The organism is Roseovarius sp. B-10 (genome assembly GCF_056859295.1).
Genome location: NZ_JBSXOE010000030.1, coordinates 190590 through 215130, shown reverse-complemented (window position 1 = coordinate 215130; position 24541 = coordinate 190590). Strand labels below are relative to the sequence as shown.

At 62.1% G+C, this 24541-nt stretch carries 26 protein-coding genes, 1 tRNA gene and 1 pseudogene; 14 read left to right on the top strand and 14 right to left on the bottom strand.

Features of this window, described 5'->3' with window-relative positions:
* Position 1: 1 nt before the first annotated feature.
* A complete protein-coding gene (gene ihfB, locus AC13D8_RS08715; protein WP_104019075.1) occupies positions 2 to 283 on the bottom strand; it encodes an integration host factor subunit beta in 282 nt (93 codons plus the stop codon).
* 349 nt (positions 284 to 632) lie between these two features.
* On the opposite strand from ihfB, the gene AC13D8_RS08710 reads away from it, so the two are divergent.
* A complete protein-coding gene (locus AC13D8_RS08710; protein WP_482968526.1) occupies positions 633 to 1085 on the top strand; it encodes a GNAT family N-acetyltransferase in 453 nt (150 codons plus the stop codon).
* A gap of 75 nt (positions 1086 to 1160) precedes the next feature.
* On the opposite strand, the gene AC13D8_RS08705 is transcribed toward AC13D8_RS08710, so the two are convergent.
* On the bottom strand, positions 1161 to 2036 hold the full coding sequence (locus AC13D8_RS08705) for a hypothetical protein (protein ID WP_482968525.1): 876 nt from the start codon (positions 2034 to 2036) through the stop codon (positions 1161 to 1163).
* Between the two features lie 129 nt (positions 2037 to 2165).
* On the opposite strand from AC13D8_RS08705, the gene AC13D8_RS08700 reads away from it, so the two are divergent.
* Both AC13D8_RS08700 and AC13D8_RS08695 read left to right on the top strand, forming a co-directional pair.
* A tRNA-Thr gene (locus AC13D8_RS08700) sits at positions 2166 to 2241 on the top strand.
* 484 nt (positions 2242 to 2725) lie between these two features.
* Positions 2726 to 3751 carry a TRAP transporter substrate-binding protein gene (locus AC13D8_RS08695; RefSeq protein WP_482968524.1) on the top strand — a complete coding sequence of 342 codons (1026 nt, stop codon included), beginning with the start codon at positions 2726 to 2728 and terminating at the stop codon, positions 3749 to 3751.
* Here AC13D8_RS08695 and AC13D8_RS08690 read toward each other — a convergent pair.
* Complete coding sequence (locus tag AC13D8_RS08690; RefSeq protein ID WP_482968523.1) at positions 3748 to 4977, bottom strand: winged helix-turn-helix domain-containing protein; 1230 nt, start codon at positions 4975 to 4977, stop codon at positions 3748 to 3750. The two genes, AC13D8_RS08695 and AC13D8_RS08690, sit on opposite strands and share 4 nt — an antisense overlap.
* A gap of 119 nt (positions 4978 to 5096) precedes the next feature.
* Between AC13D8_RS08690 and AC13D8_RS08685 the strand changes: the two genes are divergently transcribed.
* Positions 5097 to 5378: a hypothetical protein gene (locus AC13D8_RS08685; protein ID WP_129434591.1), complete on the top strand. Its 282-nt coding sequence runs from the start codon at positions 5097 to 5099 to the stop codon at positions 5376 to 5378.
* Positions 5379 to 5604: 226 nt separating this feature from the next.
* Here the strand turns inward: AC13D8_RS08685 and AC13D8_RS08680 are convergent, their stop codons facing one another.
* The gene (locus AC13D8_RS08680; protein WP_482968522.1) at positions 5605 to 6141 is read right to left on the bottom strand and encodes a DUF6647 family protein; all 537 of its coding nucleotides are present in this window, start codon (positions 6139 to 6141) and stop codon (positions 5605 to 5607) included.
* A 110-nt stretch (positions 6142 to 6251) separates the two neighbouring features.
* Between AC13D8_RS08680 and AC13D8_RS08675 the strand changes: the two genes are divergently transcribed.
* Positions 6252 to 7163 (top strand): LysR substrate-binding domain-containing protein, encoded by a 912-nt coding sequence (locus tag AC13D8_RS08675; RefSeq protein WP_482968521.1) that lies wholly within the window; start codon positions 6252 to 6254, stop codon positions 7161 to 7163.
* Positions 7164 to 7778: 615 nt separating this feature from the next.
* Here the strand turns inward: AC13D8_RS08675 and AC13D8_RS08670 are convergent.
* Positions 7779 to 9299 carry a DUF1254 domain-containing protein gene (locus AC13D8_RS08670; RefSeq protein WP_482968520.1) on the bottom strand — a complete coding sequence of 507 codons (1521 nt, stop codon included), beginning with the start codon at positions 9297 to 9299 and terminating at the stop codon, positions 7779 to 7781.
* A 109-nt stretch (positions 9300 to 9408) separates the two neighbouring features.
* Between AC13D8_RS08670 and AC13D8_RS08665 the strand changes: the two genes are divergently transcribed.
* From AC13D8_RS08665 to AC13D8_RS08635, 7 genes are all read left to right on the top strand, one after another.
* Positions 9409 to 10473 (top strand): AraC family transcriptional regulator, encoded by a 1065-nt coding sequence (locus tag AC13D8_RS08665; RefSeq protein WP_482968519.1) that lies wholly within the window; start codon positions 9409 to 9411, stop codon positions 10471 to 10473.
* 318 nt (positions 10474 to 10791) lie between these two features.
* Positions 10792 to 12210: a DUF1254 domain-containing protein gene (locus AC13D8_RS08660; RefSeq protein ID WP_482968518.1), complete on the top strand. Its 1419-nt coding sequence runs from the start codon at positions 10792 to 10794 to the stop codon at positions 12208 to 12210.
* A gap of 154 nt (positions 12211 to 12364) precedes the next feature.
* A complete protein-coding gene (locus tag AC13D8_RS08655) occupies positions 12365 to 13135 on the top strand; it encodes a hypothetical protein (protein ID WP_482968517.1) in 771 nt (256 codons plus the stop codon).
* 14 nt (positions 13136 to 13149) lie between these two features.
* Positions 13150 to 14013 carry a transporter gene (locus tag AC13D8_RS08650; protein ID WP_482968516.1) on the top strand — a complete coding sequence of 288 codons (864 nt, stop codon included), beginning with the start codon at positions 13150 to 13152 and terminating at the stop codon, positions 14011 to 14013.
* Positions 14014 to 14140: 127 nt separating this feature from the next.
* The gene (locus tag AC13D8_RS08645) at positions 14141 to 14677 is read left to right on the top strand and encodes a hypothetical protein (RefSeq protein WP_482968515.1); all 537 of its coding nucleotides are present in this window, start codon (positions 14141 to 14143) and stop codon (positions 14675 to 14677) included.
* A gap of 191 nt (positions 14678 to 14868) precedes the next feature.
* Positions 14869 to 16050, top strand: coding sequence for a hypothetical protein (locus tag AC13D8_RS08640; RefSeq protein WP_482968514.1), 1182 nt, complete (start codon positions 14869 to 14871; stop codon positions 16048 to 16050).
* 283 nt (positions 16051 to 16333) lie between these two features.
* Positions 16334 to 17383: a BamA/TamA family outer membrane protein gene (locus AC13D8_RS08635; RefSeq protein ID WP_482968513.1), complete on the top strand. Its 1050-nt coding sequence runs from the start codon at positions 16334 to 16336 to the stop codon at positions 17381 to 17383.
* Positions 17384 to 17738: 355 nt separating this feature from the next.
* On the opposite strand, the pseudogene AC13D8_RS08630 reads toward AC13D8_RS08635, so the two are convergent.
* The 6 genes and pseudogenes from AC13D8_RS08630 to AC13D8_RS08605 all read right to left on the bottom strand — a co-directional run.
* A pseudogene (locus tag AC13D8_RS08630) lies at positions 17739 to 17963 on the bottom strand (hypothetical protein); the annotation flags it as partial.
* A 5-nt stretch (positions 17964 to 17968) separates the two neighbouring features.
* The gene (locus AC13D8_RS08625; protein ID WP_482968512.1) at positions 17969 to 18652 is read right to left on the bottom strand and encodes a hypothetical protein; all 684 of its coding nucleotides are present in this window, start codon (positions 18650 to 18652) and stop codon (positions 17969 to 17971) included.
* A 204-nt stretch (positions 18653 to 18856) separates the two neighbouring features.
* Positions 18857 to 19144 carry a helix-turn-helix domain-containing protein gene (locus tag AC13D8_RS08620; protein ID WP_482968511.1) on the bottom strand — a complete coding sequence of 96 codons (288 nt, stop codon included), beginning with the start codon at positions 19142 to 19144 and terminating at the stop codon, positions 18857 to 18859.
* Positions 19145 to 19151: 7 nt separating this feature from the next.
* Positions 19152 to 19373 (bottom strand): helix-turn-helix transcriptional regulator, encoded by a 222-nt coding sequence (locus AC13D8_RS08615; RefSeq protein ID WP_482968510.1) that lies wholly within the window; start codon positions 19371 to 19373, stop codon positions 19152 to 19154.
* A 257-nt stretch (positions 19374 to 19630) separates the two neighbouring features.
* Positions 19631 to 20641, bottom strand: a complete 1011-nt coding sequence (locus AC13D8_RS08610; protein ID WP_482968541.1) for a tyrosine-type recombinase/integrase — start codon at positions 20639 to 20641, stop codon at positions 19631 to 19633.
* Positions 20642 to 20654: 13 nt separating this feature from the next.
* Entirely contained in the window at positions 20655 to 21683 is a 1029-nt protein-coding gene (locus AC13D8_RS08605) for a fatty acid desaturase (protein ID WP_482968509.1), read from the bottom strand.
* Between the two features lie 162 nt (positions 21684 to 21845).
* Here AC13D8_RS08605 and AC13D8_RS08600 point away from each other — a divergent pair, with 162 nt between their 5' ends.
* Positions 21846 to 22034 (top strand): hypothetical protein, encoded by a 189-nt coding sequence (locus AC13D8_RS08600; protein WP_482968508.1) that lies wholly within the window; start codon positions 21846 to 21848, stop codon positions 22032 to 22034.
* Between the two features lie 12 nt (positions 22035 to 22046).
* Here the strand turns inward: AC13D8_RS08600 and AC13D8_RS08595 are convergent, their stop codons facing one another.
* The 3 genes from AC13D8_RS08595 to AC13D8_RS08585 all read right to left on the bottom strand — a co-directional run bounded on the left by AC13D8_RS08595 (position 22047) and on the right by AC13D8_RS08585 (position 24038).
* The gene (locus AC13D8_RS08595) at positions 22047 to 22625 is read right to left on the bottom strand and encodes a retropepsin-like aspartic protease family protein (RefSeq protein WP_482968507.1); all 579 of its coding nucleotides are present in this window, start codon (positions 22623 to 22625) and stop codon (positions 22047 to 22049) included.
* Between the two features lie 17 nt (positions 22626 to 22642).
* Positions 22643 to 23269 (bottom strand): MarC family protein, encoded by a 627-nt coding sequence (locus AC13D8_RS08590; protein ID WP_104019145.1) that lies wholly within the window; start codon positions 23267 to 23269, stop codon positions 22643 to 22645.
* Between the two features lie 334 nt (positions 23270 to 23603).
* Complete coding sequence (locus AC13D8_RS08585) at positions 23604 to 24038, bottom strand: MarR family transcriptional regulator (RefSeq protein ID WP_482968506.1); 435 nt, start codon at positions 24036 to 24038, stop codon at positions 23604 to 23606.
* A 77-nt stretch (positions 24039 to 24115) separates the two neighbouring features.
* Between AC13D8_RS08585 and AC13D8_RS08580 the strand changes: the two genes are divergently transcribed.
* Positions 24116 to 24511: a hypothetical protein gene (locus tag AC13D8_RS08580; RefSeq protein ID WP_482968505.1), complete on the top strand. Its 396-nt coding sequence runs from the start codon at positions 24116 to 24118 to the stop codon at positions 24509 to 24511.
* The last annotated feature ends 30 nt before the right edge of the window (positions 24512 to 24541 follow it).

Here is a 24541-nt window from a genome sequence, read left to right as displayed (position 1 = left end):
GTTACTTGCCGTTGAGCCGGTCGCGCAAGAGCTTGCCGGTCTTGAAGAAGGGAACGTGCTTCTCCTCGACCTCGACGCTCTCGCCGGTGCGCGGGTTGCGCCCGATTCGAGCATCGCGCTTCTTGACCGAAAAGGCCCCGAAGCCGCGCAACTCGACCCGGTTGCCGTTGGCAAGCGCGTCGGTGATTTCGTTGAAGATGGTGTTCACGATCTTCTCGACATCGCGGTGATAGAGATGCGGGTTGTCGTCGGCAATCTTCTGGATGAGTTCCGATCGGATCATCGGTGTCCCCCCCGGGATTTGTGTGTGGTTGGTCCTCGCGTTTCGACCGACTATAGACAGATTGCCGCGAAACCCAAACAGAAAGCCACGGTCAACAGGCGGATAAGGCGGAAAAATTCTTGCCTGAAACCGGCCCGCGCCCGGTCGGGGGCCGCGCGCGGCAGCGCGAACCCGCCGGGCAGGTGCGGCGTGCCGCGTGATTCGGTGCGCGGGCGGTGGACATTTCCCGGCCCCCGCCGCATGGTGCGCGCCGCATTGGTTCGGGGGTGGCAGGCATGGCGCGCGACATCATCATGGGCACCGGTCCGCGCGTCCGGCACACCGGCGCGGATGCGCGGCGGGGGCGGCCGTGACGGCGCTGACGCTGGCCCGGCCCGGCGATCTCGACCGGCTGTTGCCGATGGTGGCGTCCCGCCATGACGAGGCGGGCCGCACGGGCGACGAGGCAGCGACGCGCGCCGCCCTCCTGCCGCTCCTCGAGGGCTGCCCCCACGGCGCGGTCTATCTCGTCGGACCGCCGCGCGCGCCCATCGGCTACGTGGCGCTGTCGTTCGGCTGGTCGCTGGCGGCGGGCGGGCTCACGGCCCGCATCGACGAGATGCACATCCGCCGCGCGGTGCGCGGGCGCGGCATCGGCACCGAGGTGCTGGGCAGCCTGCCGCGCGCACTCGCGGCGGCGGGGCTGTGCGCGATCGAGGTTGAAACCGGGCGCGAGGATGCGCGGTCGCGCACGCTCTTTGGCCGACAGCGGTTCCACCCGCTGGAGGACCGGATCACCCTGCGCCTGACGCTGCATCGCTGATCGCATCCTCCACCCCGCCGCCCGGGGGGCGAGACGGGGGCGGCGAGGGGGCGACGTGGCATCACACCCCCGACCTCACGGCATGATCATGTGCACGCCGTCCATCCGCGCGATCTCGGCCACGTCCTCGTCATAGTGCGCGCTCAGCGTCTCGATCATGCCCGGGTCCCATTCCGGCACGTCGAGCTCTTCCTCGATGGCGTCGTCGTCTGCGAACTTGTCGAGGAAGGCCGTCACCACGCGGCGTTTCTGCGCATCGGTGAGACCGGGGCGGCTGTCGATATAGGTGGTGAACCGCTGGTGACCGGCCCTTGTCATGATCTCGGGCAAGAGCGCGAACTCACCCGCGAGCGGCACGCTCTCGTCCGTTCCGGCCATCGCGCGCAGCACCTGCGCCCAGATCAGCGGCGTGTCCTCGTTGCACCACACCGTGACGGGAATATCGGGCAGCGCGGCGCGGATGCGCGCGATGGTCTCGGACCAGCGCAGATGCGTGGGATCGTCACCACGCAAGAGTTCTGTCACCGTCGAGAACGGCGTGTCGGGCAGCAGCGCGGGCAAGAGCGTGGCCGGGTTGCGCAACCCGAAAAACAGCTCGATCCCGTCGGGCGCGAAGATGCGGTCGAGAAGACCGAGCCGCATATCCGCCGCCGGGTAGAACCGCGCGCCGCCGATCGACATCTTGGGCGTGCCAAAGAAGCCGTGATTGTCCAGCACCAGCCGCTCGGTGTCCTCGGGCGTGCCGGTGGCCGCGAGCACGTTGTCGCGCGCGTCCTCGGGCAGGGCGGTTTTCTGCGCGGTGTGCATCACGTCGCGCAACAGGCGGCGATAGCTCTCGGGGTCGGGCACATGGGTGCGCCGCGGGGCCAGCGTTGCGGTATTGTCGCGCAGGCAGGCGATCAGCCTGTCCTCGTCGGTCATGTGCGCGCCTGCGTGGATGACGACCTGCATTGCTCTCCTCTGCCTCTCGCGGGATTTCATGCCAGTATAGGCGCTTTGCGGTCGAGGAAAACCGCAATCGTCGACCCCGCGCCGCTTGCCCGCCGCGGCGATTGCGTTTATGGGACGAGGCCGTGCGTGGCCGCGTTAGCTCAGCTGGTAGAGCAGCGCTCTTGTAAAGCGAAGGTCGGGGGTTCGATTCCCTCACGCGGCACCACAAAAATAATATAAGTTACTGACATTATTTTAAATTTGGATTTCTTTTTTATTTTATCCCCTTAATTATCCACCTTTATGGGCTCGATCATCCTATTCAAGCGACAGGCCGTCAATGTTGCTAACCAGTGTTCTGTACCTGGCGTGAGTTTGCACGTCTGAATCTAGTGTGTCTCTGCCGCTCGGGGAAGGTCCGAGCGGCAGCTTTGCGCAGGAATCTGACCCTGCAAAGTTGCGAACCGTGGGCGACCAGTGAGTCGCGATCAACTCAAAGCTGCCGATCGTCGGGTTTGCGGTGAAGGTCCGCTCCGGGGCCATTAGCGGGCGTCGTCGCAAGCCGCAGCTTCCGCAGATCGGGTGTACATCGCAAGAACGCCGATCATTTGGCGGACTTTTTTGTTTCTGATCTTGTCTGTCGCCGGATTATCAAACTTCTTCCATGAAAATATCATGACATGCATCGGCTCATTGCGCAGACTGCAGACATGTTCCGCTGGTTTCTCATCTGCCTTACTGGCTTGGCATCAATCCTTCCCCCCGCCGGGGTTGCTGCCGGCGAGATCCGATGGCGGGTGAACAGTCTTCTGCACCCTCATCTATTTGGCGAGTCGGCGCGTGTCTTTGCTGAGGAAGTTCGCACTGTCTCGGGGGGTACATTCCAAGTCGAGGTTCACGACCAGCTTGTCCTCGACGTGAACGCTTTTGAAGCGCTAAGATCGGGTCTTGTGGACGCGGTCTGGGGGTCGCCGGGACATCATCATCGCGAGGCCCCCTCGGTCACCCTGTTTGGGGGCTTTCCCTTCGGCCCGGGCCCAGAGGGGCTCACGGAATGGATGGTCGAGGCTGGGGGGCAAGAGGCACTCAACGATCTCTACACGCGCCACGGGCTGATTAGCATCTACTGCGGCGCTCTTCCCTCTGAGGGGGGAGGTTGGTTCAAATCCCCGATCAGGAGCGTCGAGGATCTCGACGGGCTTGCAATGCGCAGTTTCGGGTATGGCGCTCGCACGCTGAGAAAGCTCGGTGTCACGACGTTCGAACTTCCGGCAAGCGATATCCGCCCCGCCTTCGAGACTGGCGTCATCGATGCCGCCGAGTTTGCCATGCCATCGATCGACGCCCTGCTTAACTTTCCAGACTTTGCGCCATATCTGTTCCTCCCCGGCTGGCAGCAACCATCAACGTCGCTTGAACTGCTTGTCCTGGAAAAGACGTGGCTCGCCCTTTCCGAAAGCGATCGCGAGATCGTCCTGCGTGGCTGCGAAGACTCCCTTCGCTGGACCCTGGACGTTGCGGCATCGCGTCAGGAGGCCACGATTGAGGAGTTTCGCGCACGGGGTGTTCAGGTTCTCTCATGGCCCGACGAGATTCTGGACGCGCTGAGGCTCTCCTGGCAAGAGGTCATCGAAGAGGAAGTCCGGGAAGATCCGAATGTGAGCGTTGCGTGGAAGAGCTATCTTCGCTTCGTGCGGCAGGAGGATGCCGCCGAGGACAGTCTTGGCCAGAACTAGCCCGGCATTCCCGCCAGCCTGAGACCCTCCAGAACCACATTGAGGGCACCTTGACCCCTCAGGTGCCCCAAGGCGAGCGAGACGCTCTGGAGCGTCTTTTCGGGCCGCTTGCGCCGTGCCTGCTCAATTACCGAGGACGCCTCGTCGATCCGGCCGGCATGCGCGAGGCTGGCGGCTAAGAACCAGCCCATGTAGTGGCGTTCTCCCGAAAACGTACCAGCTCCATGAAGGCGTCCGAACTCCTCGACGGCCTTCGCCGGTTCCCCGGCGGCGAGGTAGCTCAACCCGGCGACTTCGCGATACTGATCGGGCGGGGACGCGACAGCTTCGATTGCCTGTTCTATGACAGGGATTGCCTCCTTTGCGTAACCATTGGCCACCAGGGCTTCGGCTAGGATCGCGAGACTATCGGGGTCACCGGGGGCAAGGTCGGCCGCCGCCTGCGCCGCAGCAAGCGCGTCCACTGGCGATAGTGAATCTTGGAAGGGGGCCTGAAGCCGGAGTTCGGCCAGCACCCTATACGCCGCAGCGCCGCCGCCGAGCTGAATCGAGCGTTCAAGGGCCGTCAGAGCCCGATCGAGTTCGCGACGCCCCCCTCCCCAGGCGCTGAATTTCACCTCCCGCCAGTAGGCATGCCCGAGCTCCGCCCATGCCTGTGCATTCCCGGGCTCCTTGGCCAAAATTTCCTCAAGCTTGGCGTGCAAACGGTCGTTTGCGGTCCGATCACGCCAATGCAGCATGGATGGGGGGTAGCTGGCGACGACACTCTCCGCCGGAGCTTGCACAGGCGCGGTGACCAGCGTATCAGACCCTGGGTCGCTCGTCCAATAAGCGATCGCGAGGCCGGTGACGCTCGCCAATACGAGGGCTGCAACCGCTGCGTTGCGATGCGCCGGCACGGGGCGTCTTTCAGCAACGGTCGGCTCTGGCTCCAAAACGAATCCACGCCGTGGGACCGTCCTCAGAAGTCCGGCATCGTTCTTTCCCATGGCGCGGCGGATGTCGCTGATACATTGCGATAGCGACTCGTCGCTGACCGCCATATCGCCCCAAGCCGCTGCGGCAAGCGCATCCTTGGAAACCAGTTCGCCCCTCCGCTCCGCGAGCACCTCAAGGACACGGTAGGACTTGGGCCGCAGGTGCTGCGGTTTTCCTTCACGGTCTTCCAGACACCCGAGCCGCCGGTCGAGCGTGACTTTGCCAATCTTGATTCGAGACGCACCCATTGCAGGACACCCGCGTTTTTAAGTTACTTTACCAGAATTTCCAGTTTCTTTCAGGGTTCTCTCAGGACGTGCCGTCTCCGCCGAGCCATCCTAGTGGCAGGAAAGGCAAGGAGGCCGTCATGGAACGGAAAAGCACCACTCTGGCAGTTGTCCTACTCGCATCCACCATCGGTTCGGCCGATCCCGGAAGAGCAGACCTCACGCAAGACACCTCGGTCGAAAGGCTGAAAGAAATCTACGTCGGGTGCGAACTGCGAGCGATGCTAGAGGTCATGCCTGCCGGAGAGATCGCCCGATGCTCGGACGTGTACGAAACTTTGAAGCTGCGTGCGTTCGGGGGGAACTGGACACGTCTTCGCGAGTGGTTCGAGAAGCGGCTGATCGCGGATACGCCTGCATGACGAGCAGGCGTCCGCAGTTGCGCCTCGTCCGGCTTCGCCCATCGGAATGGCGACCAGCCTCATTAATTCGCGTTCAGCGACTTTCCCGAGGCGCACCAGCGGGTCTCGGCATCACCATAGGGCGTCTTCTTCCGCAGAGCAGACCTTTGTTGAGCTCACAGAGAACGGCTGCTTTCCGCCCTTGTTGGGCCTCGCGCCACCGACGCAACCGACGCCATGCGGCCGTTCATTCGGGATGAATGTCCCTCGGGGTGCATCCGGCGTCGAGAACAACGGCCATCCAGTTCACGTCAAGCGAATGCCCTTGTTCCCAAAGCCACCGCTCTTGCAGCCGGTAGGCCGGCAGCTCCTGTGCGGCCGGGCAATACCAGTGGTGCGGCGCCTGCCGGTGATGTGTGAGTTCGTGCAGCAACACGGCAACATCGTCCGCCTTGCGCGGGTCCCAGGGGCGCACCAGCAGGATCTCGGACCGATCCGGGTCATAGAGACCCCGAAGACGGCCACGCTGGAAACTCGCCGTCGCACCCTGCCGCGCCGCCGCCTGCCACTTGCTGACGAGGCGAACCCGCGGGGCAACTTCGCGGCGCGGCCAGTCCGACTGCGCATCAAGCCAGGCGTCGAGCGAGGAGACGAGCGTGGCCATGCTGTCCGCGTGTTGCCATCCGGTAACCGACGAACCCGCTTCATTCTCGGCGCGCGCCTGCGTCGGGCAAAAGGCTATCAGGGCCGTGGCGAGTGCCACGGCGAAACTGGAGCGGTGCATCATTCCCTCCGGTGCGCGATTTTGAGATTTGGTAGCCTCATGCTACGCTGTTTACGGAACGACACCGAACGATCACTTTTCAGCCCCGCGTGAGCTCAGTTCAGGCAGAAATGGGACGCAAGCTTCCTCCCTTCGCAGCCGTCCGCGCCTTCGAGGCCACCGCACGGCACATGTCGGTCAAGGCCGCGGCGGACGAACTGTGCCTGACGCCCTCGGCCGTCAGCCACCAGATCAAGGCGCTGGAGGACTTCCTCGACACGCAGCTCTTCGAGCGGTGGGGCAATCGGATCGCGCTCACCCTCACGGGCGAGGCCTATGCCGGAAAACTGACCCACCTGCTGGATGCTTTCATCGAAGAAACAGAGGCCGTGCGCGCGGCGCCACAAACCGTGCGCGTTCTCTCGACGCCGGGCTTTGCGGCGCGCTGGCTGGTGCCACGCCTGCCCAGGCTCGAGTTCGCCAGTGACATTCGGCTTCGGGTCTCGAACGGCGCGCCGTCGCTCGACTTCGCGACCAATGACGCGGACGTCGTGATCCAGTGGTCTGACCGACCGACGCCTGGCTTGCGCGTCGAGCCGCTGATGGCCTCGGCCCGGTATCCGGTGATCTCTCCGGCATTGCGGGAGCGCGAGAACGTTCGTCACCCGGAAGATCTGCTGCGCCTCACGCTCTTCTACGACGAAACGGACGATGCCTGGCCCGAATGGTTCGCCGTGGCGGGCCTTGCCGGGGCCACCCTGCCGCCCGGGCCCACTTACCCAAATTGCGAACTTGCCACGACCATGGTCGAGCAGCACCAGGGCGTGTCGCTTGCCTACGACGCCATGGTCCGCGGCACGATCGCTTCAGGTCGATTGCAGCGCCTTTTCGACACGACAACGCCGCCCATGTCGATCTACGCAATCGCCTGTCCCGAAACCCGTGCGGATGACCCGCGGATTGCCGCCTTTCGACACTGGTTGCGCGCGGAAGCGGCGGCCGAGGGGATCATGCCACAGCAGCTGCATGAAGCCGCCGAGTGACTGCGCTAGAACCGATCCACCCGCAGGCGCAACCTCGACCCAGCAGTCACAGCGAACGGCAAGAACTGTCCGCATCTCGGCCTTTATAGCAGCGTAGCGCGGGTGTCCGCTTTTGCCTACCTCGTCGTTCTGCACCATGTCCGCTTCGAGGCTACAGCGGTCATCTGACAGTTTCCGTCAGGACAGCTGAGCGGGCCGGGTTGTCTGAGCGGCAGTAATGCGCGGGAATCTAACCCTGCAAAGTTGCTAACCGTGGGCGACCAGTGAGTCGCGATCGGCCCGGAGCCGACCTCCGCAGTCAGTTGCGACGCTGCAACGCAGCTTCACCAAACCAGTAATTCATGCATCGCGCGGCATTTTTTGAGGTCCGAGTGGCAGCAATGCGGGACAGCGGACGGCAGTGAGAGCAATTCTTCAGATTGTCGAATGAGGCAACGATCAGCCAAAAGTACATTGTCCTGGCAGGAGCGTTCAGAGAGGACCTTCCAGGGATAAAATGGGAAGGGAAGTGCTGCTCGTGACTTGCCGACACATAATGATACGTCACTCAACGCCCATGCTTGGAGTCCAAAGACCGCAAGCGCTCCTGCTTTCTTGACTGTCCGTCGTGGACGGTCAGTCGACAGGCTCAAAGTCCCCGGGCTTCCAACTTTTGTCGAACCAGGGTTCGAGCGGGCCGTAGAGCCGGAAGAGGACGTTGAAGCCCTTGCCCGGCATGGTCTGGACCCAATTCGCCTCCTGTCCCTCAGGCGCGGTCGGGCCGAAGTAGACTGTTGCGGAACCATCGGCGTCAACCTTCAGCTCCCTGCTCGTACTGTCGACGCCCGCCAGCTTCTGGTCGGTCTCCAGAAGCGAGCGGGTCTGGTTGTCGTAGACGACGAAGGACCAGAAATCCTTGGCCGGGACAGGGCCCGGAAGCGTTATCTTGTAGGTCTTGCCGCCGTCGAGGATTGCGCCGGTCACGTCGCGGAAAGTGCCCGCATAGGCGGAGCCTGAGCCGGGCCTGGCCATCGCCATCGCGGGCGTGATGCCGGTGGCGTAATAGAAGAACATCGTCCGGGCATCAAGCAGGCGTTCGGCACCGTCAAGGAACTCGTAGCTGCCGCCGACGAAGGGTGCGAACCACTTGCGGTCGGAATAGAAGTAGGTCTCTGGGTCACGGGGCGCGAAGAGCAACGTCCGGGCGGTGGCGTTGCCGACCGCCACGGCGTCGGTCAGGATCGCCTTCATTCGGTCGTCCGGCGCGAAGGCCTCACCCTTGCGGATGCCGATGGAAGCGAAGAGGCCCACGGTGTCGGGATCCACCCAGTCGGCGGGTTCGGCCTGCACGACCTCGTTCAGTTCCTCGAAAAAGCTGAAGTCGTTGGCGCTGATCGTGTTGAAGCGCAGGCCCGAAGTATTCACGAAGGTTACCGCGGGCGGGGTGCCGCCTTCCGTGGTCGTATGGAGCGGGTGGATGTTCGCGCCCGCCTTCACGCCATCGACCGCGGCCTTGATGTCGCCGTCCCGCACAAAAGCGCGGAAGAAGAAGAGGAGCGTGTTCGTCGTGGGGCGCTCGACGAAGTAGCCTTCGGCGGGCAGCGCGCCCGTATAGCCCGGGGGCACAAAGAGGTAGTTTCCACCCTTGCCGGCGTCTGGCCCGGTCAGACCCACGTCGTTCAACCAGCGAAAGCCCGCGTCGTCCACAGGGCCGAGGACGCCCGGGGGCACGGTCAGGACCATCGGACCCGCGGTGAGGTCGAGGCAGGCGAAGCCGTAGACGGTGGTGGTGTTGGGCGTGAGGAACAAGGAGCGGGCGTCCATCAGGTCCTCGGTCAGGCCAATGCCTTGGTTGGCCTTGACGCCCACACTGTCGAACCCGTTGCAGGCGGCGCGGACGGAGGTGGCGGAGATGCCGGTGAGGAAGGCCTGGACGCCCCGCATGAAGTCAAGATTGTCGTAAATCGTCTTGGCCGTCGCTTCGTCGGGCGCCCCGTTGCGGAAGGTCAGCGTCCCTATACGGGTGTCGGCGCTGTCCGGCGTTGTGATCTTGGCAGGAATATCGGCCGAGTAGGTCGGGGTGCCTTGTGCAATCGATTGGCTCCCAGCGATGACTCCCAGGCCAAGCAACCCGGCACGCAGAATAAACCGTTTCATAAGAGGTCCCCTTGATGAAGAAATGGTTCGTAGAGATAGCAAAAAACGAGCATCCGCCCGTCATTGACTTGTTTTGAGATGTTTTGACATCAATACTCTATCGCTGTGAATGACGCTTCTCTTTCGAGGACAAAACGCCATTGTCGATGTCATGCGCCGCATAACGACGCAGCGGATCGGACCGCTTGTCGAACTACCGGGTCTCCTGCGCGATCTTGAAGTGGATGTGGACGCGGTCTTCGAAGGCAGCGGGATCAACCCCGGATCGCTGTCACCGGACCTGCGCCTTTCCTTCCCCGACCTCCTGGACGCCCTCAATCGCGCGGCAAGGATCTCTGGCTGTCCTCACATCGGCCTTATGCTTGGGCTCCGTTTCGACCTGGTCAGGCATCATGGCCTCATCGGGGAGCTGATGCATTCGGCACCGACACTCAAACAGGCATTGGTCGACTGCGTGACTTGGCAGCCGGGGTATTCGAGCGGCGCGATCGTGTATCTGAACCAGCTGGGCGACGACTATGACTTCGGATACGGGACCTACGATGTATCTTCGCCGGGAACGCGCGTGCTCTACGATACGATCGTCTGCATCGGTATACGCATGGTTCAAGAGCTCACGAATAGAACCGCCGCACCGATCGAGGTTCATTTCTCCCACAGCGCGGATGATGACAGGGCGATCTACGGCAAACTGTTGAGGTTGCCGTCGCGGTTCAACCAACCCCGCACTGGGGTAATCGTGGAAGCCACCGCAATGGGGATCGAGCCACCACGAGCCGATCCGGTCGAGCGGCAGCGCCTGCTCGCGATCATTAAAGACGCGGTATTGACGGCCAAACCGGATCTCGCGGCCAAGGTGAGCCACGCCATCCGGCAAAAACTCCACTACGACGGCCCCACGATGCCGTCCGTCGCCAAAGAACTGGGCCTACACCCAAGAACTCTGCGACGCAGGCTGGCAGGGGAGGGAGAGACGTTTGAACGCCTGCGCGACAGCGTCCGCTACGCCGTGGCGCGCGAATTGCTTGAACTGACCGACATCCCTGTGGCGGAAGTGGGGGGCTTCCTCGGGTTCGAAACCCCTGGAGTCTTCAGCAGGGCGTTTCGACGATGGAGTGAGGCGTCGCCCTCGAACTGGCGACGGGCGAGGCGAACGAGTGGTCAGCCATTCTGACGACCGTTAGCCAGCGGAGTCTCACTGTTGGGCCGGCGGGGTGCCACGGCTGCAGGTCGGCACCGGGCCGCTGTCCCTTTCCCGGACCGAACCTTGCGATGACGCTCGACATCTTCTTGCGCAGCACGATCTCACGAGCGGTGGTTTGTCCTCCAAAGCGAAGCGTTAGTCGCCAGTCTGCAGTATCATTCAGGACACTACGCCCGGAATTGGGGTGCCCTGCACTCGAGCCCGGCCGGGAGGGCTTGAGTGCAACTGAGACTCTGGCCGGACGAGACGCGAAATCCTTCTCATCCGAGCCTGACGGAGACAACAGATATGCCCGGAACAATCACTCGAAGTGCCGCTGCCACTGTCGCAGCCGCGTTCTTGACGACCTCGGCAGTAGCCCAGGCCGCGCCGACGATCGACGAGATCAAGAACATCACGGAAGAGGCCATCGTCTACGGCCTGCCGATGTCGATGTACTACAAGATCATGTATCAGTACGCGATCGACGAACAGTCAGGTCAATACAAGGCGCCGTTCAACACGATTGCCAACGAAGCCAGCGTGTACACGCCCGCCGACACCGCGGTCATCACGCCAAATAGCGACACACCTTATTCATTCATCTTCTTCGATCTGCGCGCCGAGCCTGTGGTCCTGTGCGTCCCGGAGATCGAGAAAGACCGCTATTACTCGGTCATGCTTACGTCCCTGTACACCTTCAATTTCGGCTATATCGGCAGCCGCGCCACCGGCAACGACGGCGGCTGCTATGCCGTCGCCGGCCCGAACTGGACGGGCGACACACCCGAAGGTGTCGCCAAGGTCTTCACCTCGGAGACAGAGTTCGCGCTCGCCACCTACCGGACCCAGCTCTTTAACGCAGCCGACATCGACAACGTGAAGACGATCCAGGCGAAGTATGAGGTCAAGCCGTTGTCCGCCTTCCTTGGCGCGCCGGCCCCGGCGCAACCGCCCGCGATCGATTGGCCGGCGATCGACGCGACGACCGAGAAGACGGATGTGCTGGGCTACCTGCCCTTCCTTCTTCAGTTCGCCCCCGCGACCGGCCCGGCGGCCGTTGAGGAACCACTTCGCGCGGAATTCGCCACGATCGGCATCGAGGCCGGCAAACCGTTCCCGACGGTTGCGCTGAGCGATGCCGACAAGGCGACGATGGCAGAGGCCGGGACGGCGGCCGAAGAGGCAATAAAGGCCAAGATCGTAAAGATGGGCAAGCTCGACAACGGCTGGGTCATCGTGACCTCCGGCGTCGGGGACCGGGACGTGTATGCCGGTGACTGGACGCAGCGCGCCGCGGTTGCGGTGGCCGGCATTCTGGCCAACGACCCGGCCGAAGCAACCTATCCGTTCACTCGGAACGACGGCGACGGCAAGCCGCTCGATGGCAGCACGGCGAAATACACTCTCACGTTCGCCAAGGACGCGTACCCGCCGGTCAACGCCTTCTGGTCGGTGACCATGTATAACGGCAAGACGCAGCTGCTCATCGAGAACGCGATCGATCGCTACCTGATAAACTCGCCGATGCTGCCCGATCTGAAGACAAACGCCGATGGGTCTCTGACCCTCTACATCCAGAAGGACGAGCCCTCCGAGCCGGACCAGAAGGCAAACTGGCTGCCGGCGCCGGACGGTCCGATCTACATGGTCATGCGCCTCTACTGGCCCAAGGACGAGGTGCTGAACGGTTCGTGGTCACCGCCGGCGATCAAGCGCACCGAGTAGCAGACGATAGGAGGCCGACGACCGAGAAACGCCAGCAAGATATCTGTCGTCTCAGGTTCTGAAGATGATGCGGGGAGAGCCTCGGTAGGTTTCAGGCGATACGCGCCTGGAGCCTACCGAATAGCGGAAGCGCAAATGCAAGGACGTATTCGGAATGAGAAACAAGACGCGAAATCATATGGCACGCTTGGCCAGCGTTGCAACGGCGGTAACGATGGCCCTGGCGGCGGGTCAGGCCACCGCGCAGGGCTACCAGAACAGTGTGACGCTTTACGGTCTCATCCCTTGGGTTGACACCGAGGTGACGGGCAGCGGCGGCAATTCTGCTGAATCATCAGTGGCACCCAGTGATATCATCGATGCTCTCGATTTCACCTTCATGGTCGCCGGTGAGAGCCGGTTCGGAAAAGTCAGCTTTCTCTACGATACCCTCTATACCGACCTGAGTGAGAAGGGCGCGCTCGGCGGACCATTCGCCGGTTCGGCCAAGGTCGATGTCGAAATGCTGCTTGCGACAGCCGCCCTTGGCTACGTGATGCATGAGGGAAACGGCACGCTGCTGCAGGGCTATGGCGGCGTCAGACTTGTCGATGTCTCGACGGATGTCAGGCTCGCAGGCGGTGGCCCCGTCGGGGCTGGGTTCGACGCCAAGGTGAACGACAGCTGGGTTGATCCGATTATAGGCCTGCGCGGGCGTATGGCGCTCAGCGAAAAGGTTTCCGTGGGCGGGTTCGCCAGCATCGGCGGTTTCGGCGTCGGGTCTGATCTGTCCTTCGATATTTTCGGCGGGCTGGAATACGCGTTCAGTGAGCGGTTCAGCGCCAATGCCGGGTTTCGCTACATGTCCTTCGATTACGCGGGTGACAATGCAGACCTTGATCTTGAAATGTATGGTCCCGTGGTCGGCATAACCATGAAATTTTGATGAGGATGAGGAGCTTGGACAAGATATCTGAAACGATTTCCATGCCGGTGCCCGCACAGTCGTCCGGGGTCCGGTCGTGGTGCTCGAATGTGCTGATGCTCGCCGCTGCATGTCTGGTCTGTGCCCCTGCCGCGCAGGCGCAGGACTCTGCGGACTTGGCGAAAAAGCTGGCCAACCCGATTTCCTCGCTGATCAGCGTACCCTTTCAGTTGAACTACGACTCGAACATCGGACCGGCAGACGATGGCGAGCGCCTGGTCCTGAATATCCAGCCGGTCATCCCGACATCGCTGAATTCGGACTGGAACCTCATCACCCGCGTTATCCTACCGATCACATCGCAGGACGATATCTTTCCAGGTGCCGGGGACCAGTTTGGCTTGGGCGACACCACGATCAGCGCGTTCTTCTCCCCAGTCAAACCCGCCTTCGGCAAATGGATATGGGGCGTCGGCCCGGTCGCGGTGCTGCCGACCGCCACGGACGATCTGCTTGGCGCAGAGAAATGGGGCCTCGGTCCGACCGCTGTCGCGCTGACACAATCGGGACCCTGGACCGTCGGTGGCCTCGTCAATCATGTCTGGTCTGTCGCGGGCGATAGCGACCGCGCGGACATCAACAACACCTTTCTTCAGCCTTTCGTGTCTTACACAACACCCACGGCCTGGACCTACACCCTCAACACCGAAACCTCCTATAACTGGGAGGCCGAGGAGTGGTCGATTCCGATAAACGCGCAGGTTTCCAAGCTGACGCGGATTGGCAATCAGCCTGTCAGCATTGGCGTAGGCGCGCGCTATTGGGCCAATAGCAGCCCCACTGGCCCAGAGGGTTTCGGCCTGCGTGCCTTCATCACGTTCCTGTACCCGAAAGGATGAACCTGATGATCTCACTTGAAACCACGTCATTACTGCCCGGCATCGGTGATCGTCCGGTCCGGATGCATTCACGACCCTGATACTTGACCCGCTTCGGCTATATCCAGGCCAAAATTGGAGACAAGACATGAATATCATTACCAAAACCATCGCCATATTTCTGCTTGGTGCGGCTACGCCCACGCTTGCAGCGGATCAGGACGTGCTGCCCCTGAACAGCGACGAGATCGCCCAGTATCGCAATGTCGGTGAATGGGTCGTCCATGAGAACCGCACCCGGGGCTCATGCTTCATCTCGCGCTCGGACGCCGAGGGCCATCTGGTCCAGATCGGTCTGACCAACGACAACCATTATGGCTATATCGGCATCTTCCAGAGAGGCATCGAACTGGAAGAAGGCACGAATGCTGTCGCGATCCTGGTCAACGGCAACCTCTATGTCGGCGCGTCCAAAGCTGTCGTGCATGGCGCGTCGGGCGATTATCAGGGCGGCTACGTGCTTGCGAACGACGAGAACAAGAAGCAGTTGCGTCTCGACCTCGAGAAGAAAAAGGAAATGATCGTTTTCCCTGACAAGCCCTTCACGGTGACGGTCAATCTCGATCACGTGCGTAACGCGATCTACGAGGCCCGCGAATGCACGACGAAACTTCAGGGATCCTGATCGGCAAACTTGATTTTCAAAACGGTAATCGTGCCCGTATGGCGGGCGCTTTTTCTCAGCCAAGGTTCCAAGAAGATGGACACGACGCGATACCTGCCCAATACTGTGCTACGCACGCAGCTTTCGTTGCTCGCGGCCATCGTTTTGGCTGATCCGACGGCCTGAGTTGGAATGCGAGAGGGGCCCGGTTCATGAACGAAGACCCGACCGTCGAAGCAGCCAGAATTGCGCGCGGCGGGCTATATTACGAGATGCAGGCCCGGTTCGGGCTGGTGAAGGACGACCAACTGCGGCCAGTGTCCAGAGCTCTTTTCATTGTTCTGATTGCGTGGGGTGTGCCTCTGGTCATCAGCGTTTTCGAAGGCACGGCCTTCGGAAGCTTTGCCGACATGCCATTCCTGCTTCACCTCGCGGTGCTGTCTCGATTTCTTCTCGGGATCGGTCTGCTGATCGCGATGGAACCCGTTGCAGAAGCCCAACTCGCCACGGTCTTGCGCCCTCTCCTCAGCCCGCCGTTACTCGCGCCCGGGGCACAAGCGGCGGCAGCATCGGCCGCGACCCTTGCGGTTCGGCGGCGCAATTCGCGTCTGGCAGAAATCGTGTGTTTCGTGGTGGCCTGCGGGTGTTCGGTCGGCGCGGGGGTTGGCCTCAGCGATTTTGATGAACACTCATGGGCCTTCATCTCGGGTAGTGGCGGGGAACGTTTTTCCTACACTGCGCTGTGGTGCCTTTGGGTCAGCAGTCCGATCTATTTCTTCCTCGTAGCGCGATGGGTCTGGCGCATCCTGATCGTGGCGCTGCTTCTCAAGTCGATCGCCGCTCTTGAATTGCGCCTGAGTGTCACGCATCCGGACGGGGCCGGGGGAATCGCGTTTGTAGGCGGATTTCCAAATGCCTACACCCTGTTCGTGCTTGCACTCAGCTGTAATCTTGGGGTTGCGATTGCCGAACATCTGAATGCCCAGACCATCACCACGACAGTCTTTACTGCGGTCATGATCACTTGGGTCATCATCACCAACGGTCTGCTGGCCTTGCCGGCGCTGTTTTTCACCAAGCCACTCGGAGAGCTGAAACAACAGACACTGGATGTCTCCCAGGCCCAGGCGACCCGCCGCCAACTGGCCGAGGAGAGCAGCGTGTTGGGAAAAAGTATCAGCGGCGCCACGGAAGAGGAGATCAGCCAAGCCGCGTCCCTCGCCGACCCGGGCGTCATATTCAAGGCGGCCCGCAACCTGTCCACCGTCCTGATTCAGCGCGCCTCGCTTCTTCCCATTTCAGCCGCCGCCGTGCTTCCTGTGTTCGCCGCCGGGGCGACACAACTACCCCTGATGGATCTGTTCCAGATCCTGCGCAAACTCCTGCTGTTCTGAAGGTGACGCGATCGGGCGATCACCCATGGCACGGCGTTTTCCGGGGTTAGACCTTTCGGGCGGGCTTCCCTTGATCCGGGCCAAAATTTGCTAATCCATTCGGAAGCGACCAGCACTGAGGAATTGTTGAATGTCCATTCTACGCACCATCTGGTCAAGACCCGAGACCTTGCGGGACAGGAACGGGCACGTCCGTGCCCAAAAGCTACGAACCGCAAGACCCATGCGGTCAATTCCAGCCTGGGGGCTTTGCCTATGCGTCATGATGGGACCGCCGACTGAGGTGATCGCCGCCGAGAGCAATCTGGATCACAAGATGTCGCCACTGACCGATGCCTCTTCCAACCCGAATTTCGGGCTACGAAGCGGCTCTCTGATCGTCGCGCCGGTCCCGTTTAGCGACCCGATGATCGGCAATGGTCTGGCCCTCGGGGCCGGGTATTTTTTTAAAATTGACGAAGGGTCTGACCCGTCCATGCTGGGTGTCGGGTATCTGCGCTCGGACAATGGCTCCGAGGGCTACGGGCTTACGTTCAATCTGGCCTTCATGGACAATCGCTGGTCCCTTGGGGCAACCTATATCGGCGCGGATATCGATTACGACCTGATCACCTCCTTCGGAGACGTCCCGATCAATCAGACGGGCGAGTTGTTCAAGGTCAAGCTGATGTATGGCGTTACACCGGATTTCCATCTGGGCGTAAGTGCGCGCTATCTGGAGTCGACCATCGGGTCATCGGATCCGAATTTTCCGAATTTGCCATCCAGTATCCAATTGCCCAACGGTTTCTCGGCGACAGGTATCGGGTTGCTCGCGGATTATTCCACCGTCGATGACAAGATATACCCGACGTCTGGCTTCAGCCTGGCGCTTTCAAGCACCTACAACGAGCCATCCGGCAAGTTTGGCGAGGATTACATCAAATCCATCCTGACATATGACACTTATTTCGCCACGAGTGACACCGGCGTAATCGCGATGCGGATCGTCGGATGTTCCGCCCCCGGACGGGTTCCGTTCTACGATCTGTGTTCACTCGGCGGAACGGATGCCTTTCGAGGCTACAACATCACGCAGTTTCTGGACAATGCGCTGCTCTCCACACAGGTCGAGTACCGCAAAAGACTGGGCAACCGGATCGGGATCGTCGCCTTTGGCGGAGTAGGCGCGGTCGGCGGCGCGTTCGACGATCTTGATGACGCCGGGTCGGCAGTCGGCCTGGGCCTGAGATACAGAGTCTCCAGGACGTTTCCGGTCGACTTTGCCGTTGATGGATCAGTCAGTGATGAAGGAGACGGTTTGCTCTACATCTCCGTGGGACAGAGGTTCTGAGGATGGGCCGATGAGACGCAATGAGCGGATTGGCTCCTGCAACATCGCGTAGGAGCATTGGTCTGCAGCACTCAGTGCCTGCTGCGCCTTCCGCCAACGATGCTCTCAACCAATAAAGGCCCTTTTTATGACTTACTCGTATTGAATCGAATGGTGGGACTTGAGGTCACCCAAGTCAGCGCCTCTTCTGAACGCCTGGGCACTTCATCGGCCCTATTGCAAACAAGATCCTTGGTTGTGTCTGAATGGCCGGTTTTCACGAAGCGACTCGGTTGGTGCGCGACCGCAGCGAATGTCCGGAATCGCCCGACCTGCACACACTGCCAGTCGCGGCCAGACAGCGGACGGAAGTCCGCTTCGCCTTGATCAACGCGATCGAGATGTTGGGCTTATAATAGAGGATGTAGTCGGCCCGCTTCCCCTGACCGCGCGTGACCAGCTTTCCACGCACGATGACCCGGCCCTTGGTGAAGCTCACCTCCTCCCGGATCTGCAACATCTCGTCCCAGCCAGCCCGGCGAAGCGCAGGCGTGATGAACTTGGTGCAGATGTCGCATTCCGAGAGGCTGCGCTTGTCCATGCCGATCAGGTTCCTCCCGTCTGGTTCCATGCGGAGACTACCTCGACGTCGCAATTCTCAAGATCAGCCAAAGTGCCGGTCGCGAAGGCAGCGCCATAGGCGAGTGCGGTTACGGCCATCTGAAAGCTAGGAGAGCTTATCGGCCAACCCGCTTTTTGCCGGCCATAACCGGCCGCAGCTATGATTTCAGCAGCTTTCTCAGGCGTCACGCGCTTGCTAGGGCGCTCGCACTCGGTGGGCTTGGGAAGCCTCTGCACATGGTGCTTGCGGACCTTGGCGATTTCCGCCCGGATATGGCCCTCGTTCGGCATGTTGTTCGGATTTTCCAGAACTGCCGCCGCACAAGCCGACCGCACTTCATCAAGCGGATAGTCCTGAAAGGCGTCCATCCAGTCAGTGATCATCGGGTCGTGCGCCACGCTGCCACGGTCACGTTCCCAGCCGAAGCGGTCGTATTTCTTTGCCAGCACTTCCAATTCAAGTGCTACCATTGCGCGATGCTGGGCCAATTCCTGCGAGGTGAGCGATGCGCTCAAGGGCAGGGTCAAGCCCGTTTTCTCGTCCTTGGGAAGGTCTCGAGTCGCGAGTTCTGTCGTCATGCCGTTTACCTCTAGCTTTGAAATACCAGTCGGCTTGAACCGACTGCCATCCGCGCTCTTCGGCCATGCCGAGCGCATCGTCTGTGTCACCACCACTCTGGCAACTCGTCTCAAGCTGCTTTGCCTGCCGTTTGGCCGCAGTCAGGCTAAGGGCCTTGCCCTTCTGTTTTTGCCTGTATGCAATGAAGCTCCGCACGGGATCTGGTGAAGCCCACTCGGCGAGTACATCGAAAATCTCGCGCGCGCGATTACTCTCTGACGGTTCTTTACGGTTAAATGATGGGTCGGGTGCAGCTACTGCGGGGTTTGGGATGCATCTCCTGCGGAGGTCACATGCAGCTGATAGAAATTCGTCCCGCGTTTCCCGGCATTCGATTTCACATCGAGGTATCCCTCGGCCAGGAGCCGCTTGATACTGTTCTGAACCGACCGCTTGCTGAGCCCCGTGCGCCGCGCCAAGCGGGTCACCGAGGGATAGCACCGCCCCTCATCGTCGGCGTGCTCCGCAAGAGCCACCAGGACGAAACGTGGGGTCGGTGCCAGCTCCGCGTCGAAAGCACGATTGACAAACCGGACACTCATGAAGATTTCACTCCGAGTGGCTGGAAGGCTCTGCCGTGTCGTGCGACGCCTGCTGCGCCTCGGCGAGCTTCTGGAAATGCGCTTCGAGTTCCTCCTCGGGCCAGTAAACCTGGCTGCCGAGTTTGAGAGGCTTGGGCAGGCGTCCAGCCGCGATGTCGCCGTAGATGGACGAGCGGGAGCGGTTGCCGAGGCGGCTGCGAACTTCTTTGAGCGTGAGATACTTCTGCATGTCGCTGCCCTACGTTAGGCGGGGACGACAAACATGCATGAGCGCAAAAAACGCACTGATATAGCTCGCCCCCAAGGGGAACGCCCCGGATGGGGCAACGAGCGCACATCATGCGCGTTTATGTAGTTTGATCGTTAACGAACTCGCCGCTTCATGTCAACATGTAGGCGCACGCCCTCGCCATGCGCCTATATGTGGCATCAAGCCAACACTTGCGGCAGTCTGTCGAGCACCCGACCCATGAACATATGGGCTCGTTATGTCGACCTCGCTGTCAGCTGAACGACCTGTCCAGTGCCGCCGGTCACATGGTCAGCCCAACGTTCTGCGAGCTTCATTCTTTTGTCCAAGTAATCAGTCCGTCGATACGCGCGCACGACACTGCCATCCACCACGTGCCCGAGCATCGTCTCTGCGACCTCGTGCGGGGCGTCGGTCGCCTCGGCCAGCCATGTGCGCAGGTTCGTGCGGAAGCCGTGCGGACGTGCCTCGAGGTGGCGGCGCTGCATGTGTCGCGACAACGTCATGTCACTGATGACATCACCGCGCGTGTTCGGAAAGAGAAAGCCATTGCGCGCGCGCGGGCGCGCAAGCTCGATGACACGCCGAGCCTCGGTCGATAGCGGCACGCGGAACGCCTCGGTCGCCCCCTTGCGGCCCTTCACAGCATCGGCGGGGATGGTCCATACGTCGTCGTCGATCTGGTCCAGCCGCATGTGTCGCAGTGGGGCCGAACGCACGCCGGTCAGAATTAGCAGGCGGAGGGCAAGGTGGGTGAGAGTGGGCTCTTCAAGGCTCGCGTAGAACTCAGGCACGTTGCGCCAATTCATCGCCGGAATGTTCCTTGGCATATGGCGCGATTTCCCAAGCAATGCCTTTGCCTTGTCGGTCGCTTGCAGGTCCACGTCGAGGCCCAGCGCCGCCGCGTGCTTCATCACGATTGAAAGCCGGTTCATGGCCTTGCGCGCCGTGTCGGACTTGGTGTGCCAAATCGGGGCCAGCGTATCGCGGATATCGCGCTGATCGAGATCCGTGACCGGCACCTTTCCAAGTTTGGGCAGCACATGGCGCTCAAGCGGTGAGAGCCAGCGGCCAGCTTTACCATCGCCCTTGAGTTCCGCCTTGCGCGTCTCGAATGCGTCGGCGGTGATGACCGCGAGCGAGATATCCTCTCGCCGCGCCGCCCGAGCTTCTGCCTCTCGTTCCTTGACCGGATCGCGGCCCTCGGCTGCCACTTTACGCCAGCGTTGAGCCAGCTTGCGCGGCACGCTGGCCCGGCGTCTAAAGCGCCTTCGCTTGAGCGAAAGACACCAGGCGCCTCGACTCCTCGTCCCACAGATGCAGCCGAACACTGTGAAGGCTTTGCCGGATCGTCATGCGATTGCTCTCGGCCAGCTCCGCATGATCCCGCAGAACCTCGGGCAACCGATAGAACGGGATGCGGCTGTACAGGTGGTGCACATGGTGTACGCCGATGTTGGCGCTCAGCCATTGCAGCACCGGTGGCAGCACGTAGTGCGAGCTTCCCTTCAGTGCGGATTCGTGCAACTGCCAATCCTCGTCAGCGTCCCAATGCGTGGTCTCGAACTGGTGCTGCACGTAGAACAGCCACACCCCCGCCGTTGCCGCAAGCAATGTCGAGGGCAGGAAAATCAGCAGGATGGGCACCAGCCCACCAAAGTACAGAACAAGCGCCACCCACACGAATATAGCCGCATTCGTGCACATTGCGCTGACCCAGAACCTGGCATTCCCCATGAGCCCCAATGGCACCCTGTTCTGAATGAAGAACAGATAGCCGGGCCCCAGGCAGAACAAGACAACCGGGTTGCGGTAAAGCCTGTAGATCAATCGGTTAAGAGGATTCAACTGACGATACTCCATGACCGTGATGGTCTGGATGTCTCCCATGCCACGTCGTCCGAGATTGCCCGAAGAGCTGTGGTGAATGGAATGGGAGCGCCGCCATACGTCGTAGGGTGTCAAGGTCAGCACGCCGATCACCCGCCCGAGCCAGTCGCTCACGGTGCGGCTTTGAAAGAATGCCCCATGTCCGCAATCGTGCTGGATGGCGAAAAGACGCAGCAAGAAGGCCGCGTTGCACACGGAGAGCGTAAAGGTCAGCCAATAGCTGACCGACATGGACCACCAGGCAAGGCACCACAGGATCAGGAATGGGCCCAAGGTGACCGCGAGTTCGAATGAACTGCGTATCGGGTCGGGTTCTCGGTACTCTGCGAGGATTCTGGCCCATTCCTTCGCAGGGCGGGCCTCGTCACGCTGCCGAACAGCTTCGGTTTGATCGGGCATTGCCTACTTTTTCATGTTTTGCGCGGACTTGTTATAAGATCGGAGGGGCTTCGGAAAGGTGCCTTTTCAACGCAGCCGCGAAATACCTGTCGCTGCTCGGTTTTTCGCCAAGTGCGGGCATGTCGGCCTGGCCGGAAAGACACGAAGGCACCGGGCGGCGGCGTGGTCTGCGTTCTGCACGACCTCACCCTCACCGCACAGTTCGCCGACGCACCCTTCATCCCCTTCGAGCAGGATGCGTGGGGCTACTGGAAGCAGATCAGTTGCTCCGGTGATGTCGCATCCGAGAATGCCTGCGCGTGGAAGGTGCCCGAGGACGGTGCCTATGGCTGGACGCGCCGCCCCTGCTGAGCCCGCCTGCGCTCAGCGTGTCAGGATCAGCCGGTCGCCCGCGATCTCGACGCTGGAGAAGCGGCGCAGGTAGTCCATACCCAGGAGCGAGCCGGCCATCTCGCCCTCGTTGACCACGGCGCGCACGTCGCGGTCCGTTATCGGGCCGATGGCGAGACTGTCGAGCTGCACCGGCGCGGTGCGCACCACGCCGTTGGCGGTGCGCGCGCGGCCCGTGTAGATCAGGCTGTCGGTGTCGATGCCTGCCTCGCGCGCGTCGCCGCGGCTCAGAACGATCTGGCTCGCCCCGGTATCGACGACAAAGCGGATCGGCGCGCCGTCGATCTCCGCCGTCACGTAGTAATGCCCGTCCGGCGCGCGCGGTAGCTCGATGCGGCTGTCGCTGATGACGCTCTGCGTGGGTCGCACCGTCTGGCGGATGTCCTGCCACAGCCCCACCACCGCGATCACCCCGAGAAAGATCAGCCCCCAGGCGGCGGCGTGCTGCATCAGCTTGCCCAGCGACTCGCGGCCCTGCACCACGAACCATAGCACCAGCACCGATCCGAGGATCGACAGGTAGACGAGGCGGGGGAAATCAAAGCTCTCCATGCGTGGGATATGGGTCCTCAGCCCGCCAAACCAAACCCGCGCAGCCCGTCGAGCACAAACTGCACCGCGAGCGCCGCGAGCAGCATGCCCAGCAGCCGCGTCACCACGTTGATGCCGACATGGCCCAGCGCGCGTTCCAGCAGGCCGCCCATCAGGAACAACACCAGCGCCAGTGCCACCACCGACAGCATCACCCCGATCACCAGCAGCAACCCCTCGATGCCCGGCTTATCGCCCACGAGCAGGATCACCGTGGTGATAGAGCCGGGCCCGGCAATGAGCGGGATGGCCAGCGGAAAGATCGACGGATCGTCCCCCTCGTCCTCTTCGGCGGCGTCGGCCTGCCCCTTGCGGCGGCGCGAGCGCCGCTCGAACAGCATGTCGAGCGCGGTGAGAAACAGCAGGATGCCGCCCGCGATGCGAAACGCGGGCATGGAAATGCCGATGAAACCCAGCACCGATTCCCCGAACGCCGCGAAGGTGGCGATCAGCAGCGCGCCCGCCACGCAGGCGCGGATCGCGATTGCCCGGCGGCGCGCGCTGTCCATGCCCTGCGTCAGTGCCACGAAGAGCGGCGTCATGCCCACCGGGTCGATGATGACGAAAAGCGCGACAAAGGCGGTGACGAGAAAGGCGGTGTCCATACAGGCGGGTTCCTTGGGGCTGTGGGGTCTTGCACCACGCCGGGGCGCGTTTGCCAAGGGGTTTCTGGGCGAGAGGGCGACGGAGATGGGGGGTGTTGGTCTGCAGCGGACGTTGCCGTGAGCCGCGCCATCGACAGGCCGCGGGCTGGCGATCCGACGGACTTTCAGGGCGCTTTATGCCTGCCGAATCCGAAAAACCTGTAATCGGTGCGCGAGCTAGACAAATCGCCAGTCCGGGGGGCGGCCTGGCGATGGCGCGGCGGCCTTCGGCCTCGATTCCGCGCCCGGGGGCAAGAATCGAATGGAAGGAATAGGTCCAATCGCTCCCTTCCCGCTACCCTGCGCCATCCCCCTCCGCTAGCGCCACCTCCATGATCGCGGCAGCGCGGCCGAGCGTTTCGGCCTCCCCCCCGAGCGCGCGATCCCACCCCGCGAGGATATCGCGGCACAGCGCCATCAGCCGGGTGCCCTCGTCGGTGAACCGCACGAGGCTCTGGTTGCGCCGCGCCGGATCGGGGGCGAGCGCCAGGTACCCCAGATCGGCCAGCGCCGCCGCTTGCCGGTGCGCCGCCTGCCGACTCACCCCGGTGCGGCGGGCGACCTCCGAGGTGGTGGTCTCGCCACAGATGAGCGCGGCGAGAAAGGCAAGCTGTGCCGGGCTGAGCGCGATGCCGTGCTCGCGGGCCAGCACCTCCGACAACCGCCGCGTCACCCGGTCCTGGAAACCGCGCGCGGCGTGGTAAAGCGTCAGGGTCAGGCTGTCCGCCATGTTTGTTGTCAACTTTGTTGACATAATGGATCGCTCCGATATCTTGTCAATTACGTTGACAATGATGGAGGTCTCTCATGACACTTTCAACCGTCTTGCGCCTCAACGCGCTGTCCTGTCTCGGCTTCGGTGTGCTGTTCCTGGCCGTGCCGGGACCGGTGGCGACGGGATTGGGCACGCCACCCGCCTGGCTCGTCGCCGCGCTCGGGGCGGGGCTCATCGGAAATGCCGCGCTGTTGTGGCTGAGCGTGCGGCGCGGCCGCGCGCCGCGCCGCGCCGAGGTGCTGTTCTTCTGCATGGGCGACGCGGCTTGGGTGGTGGCGACGCTCGCACTGATCCTCGCCGGGGTCTGGATCGTCACGCCCGGCGGCCGCATCGCGGCGCTCGCCGTGGCGGTCATGGTCGGCGCCCTCGGGCTCGCCCAATGGCGGCGGTTGCCGGAGTCTGACGGCACCGCGCGCTCCGCGCTCTGAACCGTGCGGTTCGCGCCTTGAACCGTGAGG

Bases quoted from the DNA above. Each gene is read 5' to 3' on its own strand.
- AC13D8_RS08615 (WP_482968510.1), bottom strand. From the start codon at position 19,373: ATGCAGAAGTATCTCACGCTCAAAGAAGTTCGCAGCCGCCTCGGCAAC.
- AC13D8_RS08595 (WP_482968507.1), bottom strand. From the start codon at position 22,625: ATGGAGAGCTTTGATTTCCCCCGCCTCGTCTACCTGTCGATCCTCGGA.
- AC13D8_RS08655 (WP_482968517.1), top strand. From the start codon at position 12,365: ATGAGAAACAAGACGCGAAATCATATGGCACGCTTGGCCAGCGTTGCA.
- AC13D8_RS08645 (WP_482968515.1), top strand. From the start codon at position 14,141: ATGAATATCATTACCAAAACCATCGCCATATTTCTGCTTGGTGCGGCT.
- AC13D8_RS08680 (WP_482968522.1), bottom strand. From the start codon at position 6,141: ATGCACCGCTCCAGTTTCGCCGTGGCACTCGCCACGGCCCTGATAGCC.
- AC13D8_RS08605 (WP_482968509.1), bottom strand. From the start codon at position 21,683: ATGCCCGATCAAACCGAAGCTGTTCGGCAGCGTGACGAGGCCCGCCCT.
- AC13D8_RS08705 (WP_482968525.1), bottom strand. From the start codon at position 2,036: ATGCAGGTCGTCATCCACGCAGGCGCGCACATGACCGACGAGGACAGG.
- AC13D8_RS08665 (WP_482968519.1), top strand. From the start codon at position 9,409: ATGACGCTTCTCTTTCGAGGACAAAACGCCATTGTCGATGTCATGCGC.
- AC13D8_RS08585 (WP_482968506.1), bottom strand. From the start codon at position 24,038: ATGGCGGACAGCCTGACCCTGACGCTTTACCACGCCGCGCGCGGTTTC.
- AC13D8_RS08590 (WP_104019145.1), bottom strand. From the start codon at position 23,269: ATGGACACCGCCTTTCTCGTCACCGCCTTTGTCGCGCTTTTCGTCATC.
- AC13D8_RS08660 (WP_482968518.1), top strand. From the start codon at position 10,792: ATGCCCGGAACAATCACTCGAAGTGCCGCTGCCACTGTCGCAGCCGCG.
- ihfB (WP_104019075.1), bottom strand. From the start codon at position 283: ATGATCCGATCGGAACTCATCCAGAAGATTGCCGACGACAACCCGCAT.
- AC13D8_RS08685 (WP_129434591.1), top strand. From the start codon at position 5,097: ATGGAACGGAAAAGCACCACTCTGGCAGTTGTCCTACTCGCATCCACC.
- AC13D8_RS08675 (WP_482968521.1), top strand. From the start codon at position 6,252: ATGGGACGCAAGCTTCCTCCCTTCGCAGCCGTCCGCGCCTTCGAGGCC.
- AC13D8_RS08580 (WP_482968505.1), top strand. From the start codon at position 24,116: ATGACACTTTCAACCGTCTTGCGCCTCAACGCGCTGTCCTGTCTCGGC.
- AC13D8_RS08690 (WP_482968523.1), bottom strand. From the start codon at position 4,977: ATGGGTGCGTCTCGAATCAAGATTGGCAAAGTCACGCTCGACCGGCGG.
- AC13D8_RS08620 (WP_482968511.1), bottom strand. From the start codon at position 19,144: ATGAGTGTCCGGTTTGTCAATCGTGCTTTCGACGCGGAGCTGGCACCG.
- AC13D8_RS08670 (WP_482968520.1), bottom strand. From the start codon at position 9,299: ATGAAACGGTTTATTCTGCGTGCCGGGTTGCTTGGCCTGGGAGTCATC.
- AC13D8_RS08640 (WP_482968514.1), top strand. From the start codon at position 14,869: ATGAACGAAGACCCGACCGTCGAAGCAGCCAGAATTGCGCGCGGCGGG.
- AC13D8_RS08695 (WP_482968524.1), top strand. From the start codon at position 2,726: ATGTTCCGCTGGTTTCTCATCTGCCTTACTGGCTTGGCATCAATCCTT.